The sequence below is a fragment of the Streptomyces sp. NRRL S-1813 genome, assembly GCF_000719605.1.
Taxonomy (GTDB): Bacteria; Actinomycetota; Actinomycetes; order Streptomycetales; family Streptomycetaceae; genus Streptomyces; species Streptomyces decoyicus.
Genome location: NZ_JOHB01000001.1, coordinates 813,195 through 828,643 on the forward strand (window position 1 = coordinate 813,195; position 15,449 = coordinate 828,643).

At 72.2% G+C, this 15,449-nt stretch carries 7 protein-coding genes and 1 pseudogene; 1 reads left to right on the forward strand and 7 read right to left on the reverse strand.

Going from position 1 to position 15,449, the window contains the following annotated elements:
- Window positions 1-244 precede the first annotated feature (244 nt).
- On the forward strand, window positions 245-487 hold the full coding sequence (locus IF67_RS0103725) for a hypothetical protein (RefSeq protein ID WP_030982057.1): 243 nt from the start codon (window positions 245-247) through the stop codon (window positions 485-487).
- 94 nt (window positions 488-581) lie between these two features.
- On the opposite strand, the gene IF67_RS0103730 is transcribed toward IF67_RS0103725, so the two are convergent.
- From IF67_RS0103730 to glgX, 7 genes and pseudogenes are all read right to left on the reverse strand, one after another.
- Entirely contained in the window at window positions 582-2,201 is a 1,620-nt protein-coding gene (locus IF67_RS0103730) for a M4 family metallopeptidase (RefSeq protein WP_234340976.1), read from the reverse strand.
- Between the two features lie 301 nt (window positions 2,202-2,502).
- Window positions 2,503-4,782, reverse strand: a complete 2,280-nt coding sequence (locus IF67_RS0103735) for a M4 family metallopeptidase (RefSeq protein ID WP_030982059.1) — start codon at window positions 4,780-4,782, stop codon at window positions 2,503-2,505.
- A gap of 455 nt (window positions 4,783-5,237) precedes the next feature.
- Entirely contained in the window at window positions 5,238-7,091 is a 1,854-nt protein-coding gene (locus tag IF67_RS0103740) for an ABC transporter ATP-binding protein (protein ID WP_051817513.1), read from the reverse strand.
- On the reverse strand, window positions 7,088-8,878 hold the full coding sequence (locus IF67_RS0103745; protein WP_030982061.1) for an ABC transporter ATP-binding protein: 1,791 nt from the start codon (window positions 8,876-8,878) through the stop codon (window positions 7,088-7,090). Before IF67_RS0103745 ends, IF67_RS0103740 begins: the two co-directional genes overlap by 4 nt.
- Before the next feature lie 48 nt (window positions 8,879-8,926).
- On the reverse strand, window positions 8,927-10,828 hold the full coding sequence (locus tag IF67_RS0103750) for an ABC transporter ATP-binding protein (protein ID WP_030982062.1): 1,902 nt from the start codon (window positions 10,826-10,828) through the stop codon (window positions 8,927-8,929).
- Window positions 10,825-12,797: pseudogene (locus IF67_RS38750) on the reverse strand (ABC transporter transmembrane domain-containing protein). Before IF67_RS38750 ends, IF67_RS0103750 begins: the two are co-directional and overlap by 4 nt.
- A gap of 167 nt (window positions 12,798-12,964) precedes the next feature.
- Window positions 12,965-15,220 (reverse strand): glycogen debranching protein GlgX, encoded by a 2,256-nt coding sequence (gene glgX / locus IF67_RS0103760; RefSeq protein ID WP_030982063.1) that lies wholly within the window; start codon window positions 15,218-15,220, stop codon window positions 12,965-12,967.
- Window positions 15,221-15,449: the final 229 nt, after the last annotated feature.

Consider the following 15,449-nt stretch of genomic DNA (forward strand, 5'->3'; position numbering starts at 1 on the left):
GCATGAGGGGGTGGAATCAGCCATATCGGCGGATGCCGGGGCCGGGGAGGGGCGCCGGCCGTGGAAAGTCGCTGAACTACGCCTGTGAGCAGGTGAGCTGACGCGACGGCCGGTGTGCGGAGGCCGGCTCCACGCGTGCTTCCGCTGCGGGAGGGCGGCGCCGGGCCGTGCGGAGCGGACGCGCAGGGGCCGGGGCGTGCAGGTGGCCGAGTGAGGCGGGGCCGGAGGGCGCGGGCCACCGGTCGTGTTCGCCCACGGCATCCTGACCTGGGGAGACGGCACCCGCTACGGCGGCGCCGCGCAGCTTCCGCTCGCCGGCCGGCACCGCCTGCTCCTGAGGGACCGCCGGGGCCACGGCCGCGGCCCCGATGCCGCCCACAGCGGCTACGAGGCGGACGCCGACGACCTGATCCGGCTCCGGCACCCTCCTCCGGCCGGGCACGCCACGGCCCACGGCCGCGCACCCGGGGGTGCGGCCGCCCCATGACGCGCGAAGGCGGTGCCCGGAGAAGTGCTCTCCGGACACCGCCCGCTCCGGGGTGGTTCACCCCGGGACGATCAGCGCGTTCCCGCGCGGTGCGTCACTTGACGGCGACGCCGTCCCACGCGGCCTCGACGCCCTTGACCTCGGGGCTGCCGGCCTTGTACAGGTCGGTGGCCGCCTTGACGGTCGCCTCACGGGCGGCCTTGTAGTCGGTGTTCGAGGTCATGTACTCGGTCAGGGCCTTGAACCAGATCTTCTCGGCCTTGTCCCGGCCGATGCCCTCGACCTTGGTGTTGTCCTTCGTCGGGCTGTCGTACTTCACGCCACCGATCTCCTTCGGGCCGCTGCCCTCGGACAGCAGGTAGAAGAAGTGGTTGGCGACGCCCGAGGAGTAGTGCGGGTCGAGGCCACCGGTGCTGGAGTCCCAGAAGTCCTTCGACTGACCGTCCTTGGACGGCTTGTCCATGTAGCGCAGCGGCGTGCCGTCACCGTTGATGTCGATCTTCTCGCCGATGAGGTAGTCGCCCGGGTCCTTGTCGTTCTTGGCGTAGAACTCGACCGAGGTACCGAAGATGTCCGAGGTGCCCTCGTTCAGGCCGCCGGACTCACCGCTGTAGGTGAGGTTGGCGGTGGCGGAGGTGACACCGTGCGACATCTCGTGCGCCGCGACGTCGATGGCGGTGAGCGGGGCCTTGTTGCCCTCGCCGTCGCCGTACGTCATGCAGAAGCAGTCGTCGTCCCAGAAGGCGTTCACGTAGTTGTTGCCGTAGTGGACGCGCGAGGAGGCACCCTTGCCGTCACCCTTGATGCCGGCGCGGCCGTGCACCGTCTTGTAGTAGTCCCAGGTCTCGGCGGCACCGTAGTGCGCGTCGACGGCCGCGGTCTGCGGGTCGTCGGGCTTGCCGGTGCCCCACTTGTCGTCCTCGTCCGTGAAGGCCTTGCCCTCACCGGACTCGGAGTTCTCCAGGTTGCTGGTCTTGTGACCGCCGCGCTCCTTGTCGGTCAGCGTGAAGCCGCTGCCCTCCTTGGTGGTGCCCAGCTCGACGCTGCCGCTGAACTCGCTCTCGCCCTTGCCGGTGCGAATGTCGTCGTACTGGAACAGCTTCTTGCCGCTGTTGGCGTCGGTGATGACGTGCATCCGGCTGGGGGTGCCGTCCTTCTTGACGCCCTTGACGATGGTGTCGTAGGCGAGGACGGGCTTGCCGGAGGCGGCCCAGACGACCTTCTTGGGGGCCTGCGCGTCGGCCTTCTTCGCGCTGAGCGACTTCGCCGCGGTGCCCTGCGCCGACTGCGCGGCGGCCGTCGGGGCGATCTTCGCCGTGGTGGAGGCCACCTTGACCGACTTGCCGGTCGACTTGGTGGTGCTCTTGATCGCGCCGCCCTTGGCGGTGTGCACGATCAGGTCGCCGCCCAGCACCGGCAGTCCGGCGTAGGTGCGGTCGTAGCGGGTGTGCGTGGTGCCGTCGGCGTCCTTGATGACGTCCTTGACGACCAGCTTCTCCTGGGCGCCCAGGCCGAGTTCCTTGGCGGTCTGCGCCTTGGTGGCGCCCGCGTCGCGCAGCAGTTCCGCGCGGTGCGAGGCACTGAGCTTGAGGGGTGAACCGTCCGCGGTGGGGGCCTGGACGGGCGAGGCACCGGCGGTACCTGCGGTGATGCCGGCGGCCAGGAGGGCCGCTGCGGCTATGGCGGTACCGGCGACACGGGTCTTACGGGACATGTGGGGGGTCACGCGTGCTCCTTCAACTTTGCCAAGTGGTGGGGGTGCAAAGCGATGCGGGTGTGACGTGCGTTCGGGAAGACTGCCATTTCGAACACGTGCATGTCAGGAGGGTGTTCGGAGATTGGCTGAAAAATGTCCGTAGAGAGGTGATCGCTGTTCGTATAACGGAGCTGGGCGCCACCCCCGAGTATCCGGGAGTGACGCCCAACAGGCTTGCCCTGACAGGTCAGTTGCGAGGTTCTTGAGGCACCGGCCCGCCTGAATCACACGAGGGTGAAGGCTGAGTGCCGACGTCCGGTCAGAACGTCAGCTTCCAGCCGTTGATGTAGCCGGAGTCCTGAGAGTAGACGTCCTGGACCCGAAGTTTCCAGGTCCCGCTCGCCTTCTCCGAGGAGGCGTTGACGGTGTAGGTCGTCTTCACGTCGGCCGCCGAGTCGAAGGCGCTGGAGTTCTTCAGCCGGTAGGCCGTGCCGTCCGGGGCGATCAGGTCCACGACCAGGTCACCGCGGTAGGTGTGCACGATGTCCACCGCGACCTTCAGCGTGCTCGGTGCGTTGCCGGTGCGGCCGACATTGAGCGGTGAGGTGACCGCCGCACCGGCGTCCGGGATCGCCACGTCGTCGGTGTTCTCGAAGACGTTGCTGCCGCCGGCCGGGTTGATGGTCCAGGTGAAGGCGGTGGTACCGGTCTTCTTCGCGGCGTCGGTGACCGTGACCGTCACACTGCCGGTGCCGGCCGTGGTCGGCGTACCGGAGATCAGACCGGTGGTCGCGTTGATCGACAGCCCGGCGGGCAGCCCGGTCGCCGCGTACGACAGCGCTCCCGCGGTGCCGCTGCTCGCCTTGATCTGGAGGCTCGCCGCCTGGCCCACGGTGCTGGTCTGGCCGCCCGGGTTGGTGACGGAGACCGCGCCGCTGTCCGGGACGCGGGAGCCGACGTTGACCGCCGCCCAGGTGTTGGCGACCGTGTTGTACGAGGCGCTGCCCTCACCGAACAGGTCGGCGGCGGCCTTGAGGGTGGCGGTGCGGGCGGCCGCGTAGTTGGTGTTGGCGCTCATGTACTGGCTGAGTGCCTTGAACCAGACCTTCTCGGCGTTGGCCCGGCCGATGCCCGGGACCGGCAGATTGTCGAAGGTCGGGCTGTCGTAGTGGACGCCGCCGATGTCCTTCGGGCCGCTGCCCTCGGACAGCAGGTAGAAGAAGTGGTTGGCGACACCGGACGAGTAGTGCACGTCCTTGTTGCCGACGTTGCTCGACCAGTAGTCGGCCGACGCACCGTCCTTGGACGGCTTGTCCATGTAGCGCAGCGGGGTGCCGTCGCCATTGATGTCGATCTTCTCGCCGATGAGGTAGTCACCGGGGTCGGAGGAGGTGTTGGCGTAGAACTCCACCGCCGTACCGAAGATGTCGGAGGTCGCCTCGTTCAGGCCGCCGGACTCACCGCTGTAGGTGAGGTCGGCGGTGGCCGCGGTGACACCGTGCGACATCTCGTGGCCGGCCACGTCGATGGAGGTCAGCGGGGCGGAGTTGCCGCTGCCGTCGCCGTACGTCATGCAGAAGCAGCCGTCGTCCCAGAAGGCGTTGACGTAGCTGTTGCCGTAGTGCGCCCGGGAGTAGGCGCCGACGCCGTCGCCCTTGATGCCGCTGCGGCCGTGCACGTTCTTGTAGTAGTCCCAGGTCACCTGGGCACCGAAGGCCGCGTCGGCACCCGCCGTCTGGGTGTTCTGCGGGGTGCCGTCGCCCCAGGTGTCGTCCGCGTCGGTGAACAGCGTGCCGGTCCCGGAGGAGCCGTGCTTGAGGTCGTAGGTCTTGTGGTTGCCGCGGGTGGGGTCGGTCAGCGAGAAGTTCGGCGCCGAGCCCGACGATCCGACGGTGACCTTGCCGCTGTACTGGGTGTTGCCGACGCCGTTCTCGATGCCCTGGTACTGGAAGAGCTTGGCCCCGGTCGTGGCATCCGTGATGACGTGCAGCTCGTTGGGGGTGCCGTCGTCCTGGAGCCCGCCGACCACGGTTTCGTACGCGAGCAGCGGCTTGCCGTCGGCGACCCAGACCACCTTGCGCGGTGCCTTCGAGGCCTCGGTCTTCTTCGACCCGAGCGCCTGCGCCGACTTGACGGCCTTCGCCTCGGCCGCGGCGGGCTTCACCTTCGCGGTGGTGCCGGCGAGCTTGATCTGGGAGCGCACGGCCTTGGTGACGCCCTTGAGCGTGCCGCCCTTGCTCTCGTGCACCACGAGGTCGCCGCCGAGGACGGGCAGTCCGTCGTAGGTGCGCTCGTAGCGGGTGTGGACGGTGCCGTCGACGTCCTTCGAGACGTCCTTGACGGCCAGCTTCTCCTTCGCGCCGAGCTTCAGCTGCCGCGCGGTCTCGGCGGTGGTGGCGCCGGCTGCCCGTATCAGCTCCGCACGCTGGGACGGGGACAGCTTGGCCGGCAGGGCGCCGGGATCGGGGGTGGCGTGCGTGGTGCCCGGCCGCGGGGCGGCCGCCGTGCCGGTGCCGGCCTGGACGCCGACTGCCAGCATCGCCGTGACGGCGACGAGTGCGCCGGTCGCAACGGCGCGTCCATGGGGGGTGCGTCTCACACTGACTCCTTCTGCGGTGGCCGCTGCGTGGCGAGGCGGCCGAGGGGGACCGGGCGGCGAAGCGGCCGTCCGGGCAGAGCGAGGCAGAACTCTTGGAGCGTGTGGGGGGAGACGTACGGGAGGTGCTGGACGTACGGGTGGTGCCGGTGGAGCAGGCGGTACCTGCGGCCGCGGGATGTGGTGCTGTGGGGATCCGTGCGGCGGTTGCCGGGAAGAGTCCCACCACAAGTGGCTTGTTGTCAGGGTCCGTTCAACGATTGGCCGGAAACCGGCCGTTGCGCGAAATCGGTGTCCGGTAGCCGGACGGCCCGTGATCGGCCGCGCGACCCGTCCAGGCCCTTTCAAACCTCCGGAAACCGCTCCCGCCGCAGCTCATAGCCGTCCGGATCCCGTCCCCTGAAGATCCGCCCCGCCGGGCGCCTCGGTGCACCGGGGGCGGGACTTTGCGGACCGCCCTAGCTATGCCAGGAGCGCCACAGCGCGGCATACGCGCCGTCCGCCGCCACCAGCTCGTCATGGGTGCCGAGTTCGGTCAGCCGGCCGGCCTCCATGACGGCCACCCGGTCCGCGTCGTGTGCGGTGTGCAGGCGGTGCGCGATGGCGATGACCGTACGGCCCTTCAGGACGGCGGCCAGCGCGCGTTCCGTGTGCCGTGCCGTACGGGGGTCGAGCAGCGCGGTCGCCTCGTCCAGGATCAGGGTGTGCGGATCCGCCAGCACCACCCGGGCCAGGGCCAGTTGCTGGGACTGGGCGCCGTCGGGACGATGGCCGCCGGAGCCCAGTTCGGTGTCCAGGCCGGCCGGCAGCTCGGCGGCCCAGTCGGCCCCCACGGCGGCAAGTGCGCCGCGCAGCGTGGCGTCATCGGCATCGGGCGCGGCGATCCGCAGATTGTCCCGGACGGTGCCGAGGAAGACGTGGTGCTCCTGGGTCACGAGGACGACCTGCCGGCGCAGCACCTCCGGATCCAGCGCGGCGACCGGCACCCGGCCGACGGTCACCGAGCCGCTGCGCGGCGCGTCGATGCCCGCCAGCAGCCGTCCCAGGGTGGATTTGCCGGCTCCCGACGGGCCGACCAGGGCGAGGCGTTCGCCGGGGCGGACGGTCAGGTCCACACCGTGCAGGACATCGCGAGGGGCGGCGGGTCGCGGGCCGCTGCCCCCGGGGTCGTAGGCGTAGTGGACGGCGGTGACATCGATGCGGTCGTCGGCGGGGGCGGCGGGGACGGGGGAGGGCTCCGGGGAGGGGCGGGGCAGGAGGGCCGCGGGGGCGGCCCCGGTGGTCCGCGGTGCCCGGCCCAGGCCCTCGACACGGGCGAACGCGGCGCCGCTGCTCTGGAGTTGTTCGACCCAGAGCAGGATCGTCTGAAGCGGTTCGGACAGCTGCCGCAGATACAGCGCCGCGGAGACCACCACGCCCAGGCTGATGCCGCCCCGCCCCTGCATCGCCCCGCCGACCAGCAGCACGCCGATCACCGGGAGGACGTACGAGAGGTCCACGGCGGGCAGCAGCACACTGCGCAGGAACAGCGTGCGGGTGCGGGTGCGGCGGCACCGCTCGATGGCCTGCTCGCTCGCCGCCGTCCGGCGCTCCTCGAGCCCCAGGGCCTCGACGGTCCGGGCGCCCGCGGCGGTGGCCGCCAGCAGCTCGGCGAGCGCCGAGGTCGCCGCCCCCTCCGCCAGATACGCGGTACGGGCCCGGCGCAGATACCACCGGACCGCGACCAGGCCGCACAGCAGTCCCAGTCCGCACGCGCCGAGCAGCGGATCGAGCACCACCACCGCGGCCAGCAGGAACAGCGCCTGCGACACGGCGATGAACACCTCCGGCGCGGCGTCCCGCAGCGTCTGTGCGACCGCGGTGACATCCGTCGTGCCGCGGGCCGTCAGATCGCCGGTACCCGCCCGCTCCACCGTCGCGGCGGGCAGCGCCAGCGCCCGGTCGACGTACTGCTCGCGGACCCGCGCCACGGTCCGTTCGCCGAAGCGGTGCCCGACGAACCGGGCGTACCGCGCCAGCAGCAGCTGCGCCACCGCGCACACCACCAGGGCCGCCGCCAGCCGGTCCACCGTGCGCACCCCGCCGCCGTCCCGGACCGTGTCGACGATCCGGCCGAGCAGCCAGGGGCCGGCCAGGCCGGCGCCCGCGGCCAGTGCGTTCAGCGCGAGCATCAGGGCGAAGGCCCGGCCGTCCCGCCGGATCAGTCGCAGCGCGGCCCGCCGGGTGGTGGCCCGGTCGGCCACCGGGAGCGCCGCACCGTCCGGCAGCCCGTCGTCGTCGGTCCGTCCGGGCCGGGTGGTGGTCGACGTCATCGCGCGCCCTCCTCTGTCACGGGCGCCTCGGGCGCGCTCACGATGTGGGTGCCGTCGCCTTCCGCGTCCGCGCCCCCGTCGCCGTCGCCCTCGCCCCGAGAGACCAGGCGGCGGTATCCGGGCTGCTCGTCGAGGAGTTCACGGTGGCTGCCGACGGCCGCGACCGTGCCGTCGACGAGGAAATACACCCGGTCGGCCCGGTCGAGCAGCAGGGGCGAGGTGCTGGTGACCACCGTCGTACGACCGGCGCGGGCGGTGTGCAGCCGGGTCGCGAGGGCCGCCTCGGTGTGCGCGTCGACGGCCGAGGCCGGTTCGACGGCGAGCAGCACCTCGGGGTCGGCCAGCAGCGCCCGCACCAGGCGCAGCCGCTGTCGCTGCCCGCCGGAGAGATTGCGGCCCTGCGCCTCGACCGGTGCGCCCAGCCCGTCCGGCAGACCGCGGACGATGTCCTCGGCCACGGCCGTCCGGACGGCGCGGCCGATCGCCTCCTCGGACGGGTCCCGGCGCCCGGCGACCACCTCGCGCAGCGTCCCGGCGAACAGATCCGCTTCGTTGTCCGCGACCAGGATCCGCTCGCGGAGCTGCCGTGGCGCGATCTCGTCGAGACGTACCGCGCCCCAGGTCGCGGCCGGATCCGCGAACCGGCCGAGGCGGTCGACCACCGCCGCCGACTCGGCCGGCCGGGCGGTGGCCAGTGCGGTCAGCAGCCCGGGAACCACCTCGACACCCGACGCCGGATCACGCAGCACGGAGGCGGCGCCGGGAGCGTCCCGTGCCGCACGGACACCCCTCGCGCGCTCCGGCTCCAGCGCCAGGAACCGTACGACCCGCCGGGCGGCCACCAGCCCCCGGGTGAGGTCGTAGCCGCCCTCGATGAAGAACGACACCGGCACCACCAGGGCCGCCGCATAGCCGTAGACCGCCACCAACTCGCCCACGGTGATGGTCCCTTGGACCGCCATCCGGGCCGCCGGCCAGGTCACCGCGGCCAGGAACAGCGTCGGCAGGCCGACCCCGAGGGCCTGGACCCAGCTCGTCACCGACCCGACGCGGTACCCCTCGCCGCGCAGCGCCTGGGACGCGCGCCGGTAGCGGTCGGCGAACACCTCTTTCCCGCCCAGGCCGTTGAGCACCCGCAGTCCGCCGACCAGGTCCGTCAGCTGTGCGGCCAGCCCGCTCTGCCGCTCGCGGTACCGCGTCTCCGCTCCCTGCAACCGTCCCAGCAGCGGCCCGACCAGCACCGCGAGCAGCGGCACACCCAGCAGCACCACCGCGGCCAGCAGCGGCGAGACGGCCAGCAGCAGCACGGCGACGACGGCGTACGCCAGCACCCCGCCGACGCCGGGCCCGGTCATCGTCAGCGTCTGGCTGATCACCGCGACATCGCCGATCCCGATCGTGACGACCTCCCCGGCGGTCACCTTGTGGGGCAGTGCCGCTCCCAGCCGCAGCGTCTGCGCCACCACGGCCCGCACCGTACGGAAGGTGGCGTCCATCCGGATACGGGTCATCGTGCGATGCCGCAGGACCGCCAGCCAGGCGTTCACCGCCCCGACCGCCAGCAGCACCGCCACCCAGCCGGCCAGCACCGGCATCCGGCCCGGCACCAGCCCGTCGTCGATGGCCCGCGACAGCACATACGGCGGCAGCATCAGCCCCACCATCCACAGACTTCCGTACGAGGCGCCCGCCGCCACCCGCCCCCGCTGGCTCGCCACCAGCCACCACAGATACCGCCCGGCACTGCGATGGCGGGGAACTCCCGGCCCGCCCGCCGTATCCGTCATGCCGTCCGCCCCCTCATGCCGTCCGCCCCCTCATGCCGTCTCCGCCCCCTACCCCACGCTGTCCCGCCACGCCTGATGCAGCTCGGCGAACCGGCCCCGGTCGGCGATGAGGTGCGCCGGCGGGCCGTCCTCGACGATCCGGCCGTCGGCCATCACCAGGACCCGGTCGGCGATGTCGACGGTCGAGAGGCGGTGCGCGATCACCAGGGCCGTACGGCCTTGCAGCACCGTGGTCATGGCGCGCTGCACCGCTCGTTCACCGGGGATGTCCAGGGAGCTGGTGGCCTCGTCGAGGATGAGCACGGCGGGGTCGGCGAGCAGGGCGCGGGCGAAGCCGACCAGTTGGCGCTGGCCGGCGGAGATCCGGCCGCCGCGCTTGCGGACATCGGTGTCGTAGCCGTCCGGCAGGGCGGCGATGAAGTCGTGGGCGCCGATGGCCTTCGCGGCGTGTTCGATCTCCTCGCGGGTGGCGTCCGGGCGGCCGAGGGCGATGTTGTCGGCGACCGTGCCGGAGAACAGGAACGCCTCCTGGGTGACCATGACGACGCCGCGGCGCAGCGTGGTGGTGGACAGTGCGCGCAGATCGACGCCGTCGAGCAGCACCTGGCCCTCGGTGGGGTCGTAGAAGCGGGCCAGCAGCTTGGCGAGGGTGGACTTGCCGGCGCCGGTGGCACCCACCACGGCGACAGTGGTGCCCGCCGCAAGGGTCAGGTCGAAGCGCGGCAGCACCTCGCCGCCGGTGCGGTAGGCGAAGCGGACGTCGTGGAAGACGGCCTCGCGGCCCGGGTGGCCGGGCGCGACGGCCGGAAGCGTGGCGGGTGCCCCGGGCTCGGGGACGCCGGGGCGCCGGGCGAGCAGTCCGGCGATCTTCTGGAGGGAAGCGGCCGCGCTTTCATAGGAGTTGAGGAACATCCCGAGGCGGTCGATGGGGTCGTACAGCCGCCGAAGATAGAGCACCCCGGCGGCCAGGACGCCGAGCGCCAGGCCGCCCGTGGCCACGCGGTAGGCGCCCCACAGGACGATCGCGGCGACCGCGGTATTGGCCGCCAGCCGGGAGAGGACGACATAGCGCGCCATCTCCAGGAAGGTGTCGCCGTTGATCCGTGCGTGCTCGTGGTTGAGCCGGGCGAATGCGGCGTCGTTGGGCCGCTCGCGGCGGAACGCCTGCACCGGGCGGATGCCGTTCAGGGTCTCGGTGAACTTCACGATGACGCCCGCCATCGCCGTGGACTTCGCGCTGAAGACCCGGTGCGAACGGCGCCGGAAGGAGCGTACGAGGAGGGCGAGCGGCCCGGCGGAGGCGAGGGCGGCCGCGCCGAAGCCCCAGTCCAGGTAGGCCAGGGTGGCGGTGATGCAGACGGTCGACAGGATGATGGTGACCAGCTCCTGGAGCCCCTCTTCGAGGAGTTCGCGCAGCGACTCCACGTCCGTGGTGGCCCGTGAGATCAGCCGGCCGGACGTATAGCGCTCGTGGAAGTCCAGGCTCAGCGCCTGCGCATGCCGGAAGATCCGCCCGCGGAGGTCGAGCAGGACCTCCTGGCTGACTCGCGCGGAGAGCTGGATGAAGCCGAACTGGAGCCCGCCGGACGCCCCCGCGCACAGCACCGCCGCCACCGCCACGGCGATCAGCGGCCCGTGATCGCCCGCCCGCAGCGCCGGGACCGCGCGGTCGAGCGCGTAGGCGACCAGCAGCGGACCGGCCTGCACGGCGGCCTGCTGGAGCAGCAGCAGGACGGCCACCGTCCGGACCCGGCGCCGCTGCGGCGCCAGGAGCGAGCCGAGGAGGGTGCGCGAGGCGCCCTTGGGGGTGGGGAGCGCATCGAGGGCGAAGGAGTCGGCTGCGGGGGAGTCCTCGGTCTCCGGCCGCCGCGGTGCGGAAGGGGGCTGCTGCTGCGGGCCGGGGCGGCCCTCGGGGTCGTCGGGCGGGAGACCAGTCGCGGTGGTGGTCATCGGGCGGCCTCTCCCTCGCCGGACATCAGGGCGGTGTACTCGGGGTTGTCCCGCAGCAGTTGGTGGTGGGTGCCGACGGCGGCGATCCGGCCGCCGGAGAGCAGCGCCACCCGGTCGGCGAGCAGGACCGTGGACGGCCGGTGGGCGACGACCAGGGCGGTGGTGGTCGCCAGGACCCGGCGCAGCGCCGCCTCCACCAGGGCTTCGGTGTGCACATCGAGGGCGGAGAGCGGATCGTCGAGGATCAGGAAGCGCGGGCGGCCGACCACGGCACGGGCCAGGGCGAGCCGTTGCCGCTGCCCGCCGGACAGGCTCAGCCCCTGCTCGCCGACCTGGGTCGCACTGCCTTCGGGGAGAGCGCCGACGAAGCCCTCGGCCTGCGCCACCGCCAACGCCCGCCGGAGATCGCTCTCCTGGGCGTTCTCCCCGCCCATCAGCACGTTCTCCGCGACGGTCGCCGAGAAGAGCGTCGGCTCCTCGAAGGCCACCGCGACCAGTGCACGGACCTCGTCCCGGCCGAGCGTCGCCAGATCGCGCCCGTCGAGGCGGATCCGGCCCGCCGTGGGGTCGTACAGCCGCGGCACCAGCGCCGTGAGGGTGGTCTTCCCGCTGCCCGTCGCCCCGACCAGCGCCATCGTCTCGCCGGGCCGGATGTGCAGGGTGATGTCCTTGAGGAGGGGCGGGGAGTCCGGCGGCGCGTCGGGGTAGCGGAACTCGACACCGGAGAAGACCAGCCCGCCGGTACCGGCGGATGCCGGGTCCTGCGCGGCTGGTTCCTGCGCGGCCGGTTCCGTCAGGGCTGGTCCCTTCAGGGCCGGGTCCTGCGGGGTCGGTCTCTCCGTGGCCGATTCGCGCCGGTCCGGAGCGCCCGTACCCGGTGCGCCCGTACCGGGTGCGTCCGTACCGGGTGCGTCCGTACCGGGTGCGCTCGTACCCGGTGCGCTCGTACCCGGTGCCTCCACCGCCGGCACGTCCATGACCTCGAAGTACCGGTCGCTGGCCGTCGCCGCCTCGTTGCCCATGGCCAGCAGGAAACCGATCGACTCCACCGGCCAGCGCAACGCCAGCGCGGTCGACAGGAAGGCGACGAGGGTGCCCGCGGACAGCACGCCGTCGGCCACCTGGAGCGTGCCGAGCACCAGGGCGCCGCCGATCGCGATCTCCGGGAGCGTGGTGTTGAACCCCAGGATCCAGGCCAGCAGCCGCGCCTTGCGGAGTTCGGACGTACGCAGCGCGTGCGTCAGCTCCCTGAAGGCCCGTGCCTGGCTGCGATGCCGTCCGAAGCCCTTGATGATGCGGATGCCGAGCACCGACTCCTCGACCACCGTCGTCAGATCGCCCAGCTGGTCCTGGGTCCGGCGCGACCGTACTTCGCCTCGAAGACCGAGCACAGCACCATCAGCGGCACCACCGGCGCCAGCAGCACCAGCCCCAGCGACCACCGCTGGACCAGCAGGAGCACCGCGCCCACCAGGATGGTGGTGGCGTTGACCAGCAGAAACGTCAGAGGGAAGGCGAGGAACAGGCGCACCAGCTGAAGGTCGGTCGTGCCGCGCGACAACAACTGGCCCGAGGACCAGCGGTCGTGGAAGGCGACCGGCAGCCGCTGGAGATGGCGGTACAGCGCGTCACGCATCGCCGCCTCCACCCCGGCCAGCGGACGCGCCACCAGCCGGCGCCGCAGCCCGAACAGCAGCGCCTCCGCGACCCCGAGCAGCAACAGGTACGCGCCACCGAGCCACACCCCGCCCGGATCGCGCTCCGCCACGGGCCCGTCCACCATCCACTTGAGCACCAGCGGGATGACCAGGCCGATGCACGAGGCGAGCACGCCCACGAACGCGGCCGTGAACAGGCGCACCCGCACGGGCCGGGCGAACGGCCACAGGCGCAACAGCGAGCGCACTGCGGAGTGTTGAGGTGAGGCGGTCCGGTCGGGCGGGGGCGAGGTGTGCGCGGTATCGGCCATCACTCGCGAGCGTAAGGCGCGTCACTGACAACGCTCATGCGGTTTTCCCCGGACCGGCCCCCCCGCCCGCTGTTTCGAGCCGCTCCGCCGCGGGCCGGCCGGAGCCGCCCCGCGCCGAGGTCCGGCCGCCCCACCGCCGATGGCCCCGTGCCGCGGCCGCCCTCGCCTCAGCCCGGCACCGCCCGGAACAGCGTCACCGACCGTCCGGCCGGCGTGACCGTGCTGCCGGCCGCGTACGGCGGTTCCGCCGCCCCCGGCTGCTCCTCCCTGGCCGTGTCGACGAGGAGCTCGTAGGCGCGGGCCCAGGGCGGTCCGGGGAGGGTGAACGGGCGGGGGTGGGCGGCGGCGTGGAGCACGGCGAGGAAGCTGTCGTCGACGATGCGGATGCCCCGGGCGTCGCGCTGGGAGATGTCGTTCCCGGAGAGGTACATGCCCAGCGTGGCTCCCGGGGTGTACCAGTCCTGCTCGGCCATCTCCGTACCGTCCGCGGTGAACCAGGCGAGATCGCGCAGACCGCCCTGCTGATGCGGCCGCCCGGAGAAGAACGCCCGGCGGCGGAGCACGGGGTGGGCGCGGCGCAGGGCGATGAGCCGGGCGGCGAGGCCGGCCAGCGGCCGCCACCGGGGGTCCTCCAGCAACGACCAGTCGAGCCAACTGGTCGCGTTGTCCTGGCAGTAGGCGTTGTTGTTGCCGTGCTGGGTGCGGCCCATCTCGTCACCGGCGACCAGCATCGGCACGCCCGTCGACAGCAGGAGGGTGGTCAGGAGATTGCGCAGCTGGCGGTGGCGCAGTGCGGTGACGTCCGGGTCGTCGGTCTCGCCCTCGGCACCGCAGTTCCAGGACCGGTTGTCGTGGGTGCCGTCGCGGTTGCCCTCACCGTTGTCCGCGTTGCGCTTGTGCTCGTAGGTGACCAGGTCGCGGAGGGTGAAGCCGTCGTGCGCGGTGATGAAATTGACCGAGGCGTACGGGCGGCGGCCGCCCCAGGCGTACAGGTCGCTCGATCCGGAGAGGCGGTATCCCAGATCGCGGACATCGTGCTGGGCACCGCGCCAGAAGTCGCGGACGGTGTCGCGGTAGCGGTCGTTCCACTCCGTCCACAGCGGCGGGAAGGCGCCGACCTGGTAGCCGCCCGATCCCACGTCCCAGGGCTCGGCGATCAGCTTGACCCGGCGCAGCACCGGGTCCTGAGCGATCACCGCGAGGAACGGGGAGAGCATGTCGACATCGTGCATGGAGCGGGCCAGTGCGGCCGCCAGATCGAAGCGGAAGCCGTCCACGCCCATCTCGGTGACCCAGTAGCGCAGCGAATCGGTGATCAGACGCAGGACATGGGGCTGGACGACATGCAGGGTGTTGCCGCAGCCGGTGTAGTCGGTGTAGCGGCGGGCCTCGCCCGCCAGACGGTAGTAGCCGCGGTTGTCGATGCCCCGCAGGGAGAGCGTCGGGCCCAGCTCGCCGGCCTCCGCGGTGTGGTTGTAGACGACGTCGAGGATCACCTCGATGCCGGCGTCGTGCAGCGCCCGCACCATCCGCTTGAACTCACCGACCTGCTGCCCCCGGGTCCCGGTGGCGGCGTATCCGGCATGCGGCGCGAAGTAGCCGATGGAGTTGTAGCCCCAGTAGTTGCGCAGCCCCCGGCGCACCAGATGGTCCTCGTGCGCGAACTGGTGGACGGGCAGCAGCTCGACGGCGGTGACGCCGAGCCGGACGAGGTGCTCCAGCGCGGCGGGGTGCGCGAGCCCCGCGTACGTGCCGCGCAGCCGCTCCGGAATACCGGGGTGACGCATCGTGAAGCCGCGCACATGCAGTTCGTAAAGGACGGAATCCGGCCACGGCGTCTTCGGCCTGCGGTCGTCCTCCCATTCGTCGGCGCCGCCCTCGTCCCCGGTGTCCTCGCCGACCACGACGCCCTTGGGGACGTACGGTGCCGAGTCCCGGTCGTCGCGCACGGTGTCGGCGGCCTGCTGCTGCGGCCAGTCGCGGACGTGCCCGTAGAGCTGGCCGGGCAGTGCGGACCCCGCCCCGGACGGCTCCGTACGGGTGCCGAAGTCGCCGTCCACGGCCCTGGCATACGGGTCCAGCAGCAGCTTCGCCGGGTTCCAGCGGGCGCCGCTCCAGGGGTCCCAGCGGCCGTGCACCCGGTAGCCGTAGCGCTGGCCGGGGCGGACGCCGGGCAGGAAGCCGTGCCAGATCTCGTGGGTGAGCTCGGTCAGCGCATGGCGCGTCTCGCGCTCCGCGTCGTCGAAGAGACACAGTTCCACGGCCTCGGCGCCGCCCGCCCACAGGGCGAAGTTGGTGCCGGCGATGCCATCGGGGCCGGTGCGGTATCGGGCCCCTAGGGGCGTGGGGTTGCCGGGACGGATGTCAGCGGGTGGGGCGAGTGGTTCATCCGCCACCGCCTCCTGCTCGGGTGCGCTCGACACGTGCCGGCCTCCTGCGGCTCATGGCTCGGTCGGGCGGTGTCCCCGGCATGGGGGGTACCGCCCAGCGTCAGCTGGAGGAGTCCCGGCCGTGCAGGTGTCCCCGCCCTCCCCGTTGTTCTGCCCGCAACCAGGCGTTGCCTCACGCTTCTCGCGGCGAGGGCTGATTGTTCCGCCTTACGTGTCCGTGACATTCCGTTACGCGGCATACCTCCTAACTTGAGCATCATCC

Bases quoted from the DNA above. Each gene is read 5' to 3' on its own strand.
- IF67_RS0103730 (WP_234340976.1), bottom strand. From the start codon at position 2,201: ATGTCCCGTAAGACCCGTGTCGCCGGTACCGCCATAGCCGCAGCGGCC.
- IF67_RS0103740 (WP_051817513.1), bottom strand. From the start codon at position 7,091: ATGACGTCGACCACCACCCGGCCCGGACGGACCGACGACGACGGGCTG.
- IF67_RS0103745 (WP_030982061.1), bottom strand. From the start codon at position 8,878: ATGACGGATACGGCGGGCGGGCCGGGAGTTCCCCGCCATCGCAGTGCC.
- IF67_RS0103750 (WP_030982062.1), bottom strand. From the start codon at position 10,828: ATGACCACCACCGCGACTGGTCTCCCGCCCGACGACCCCGAGGGCCGC.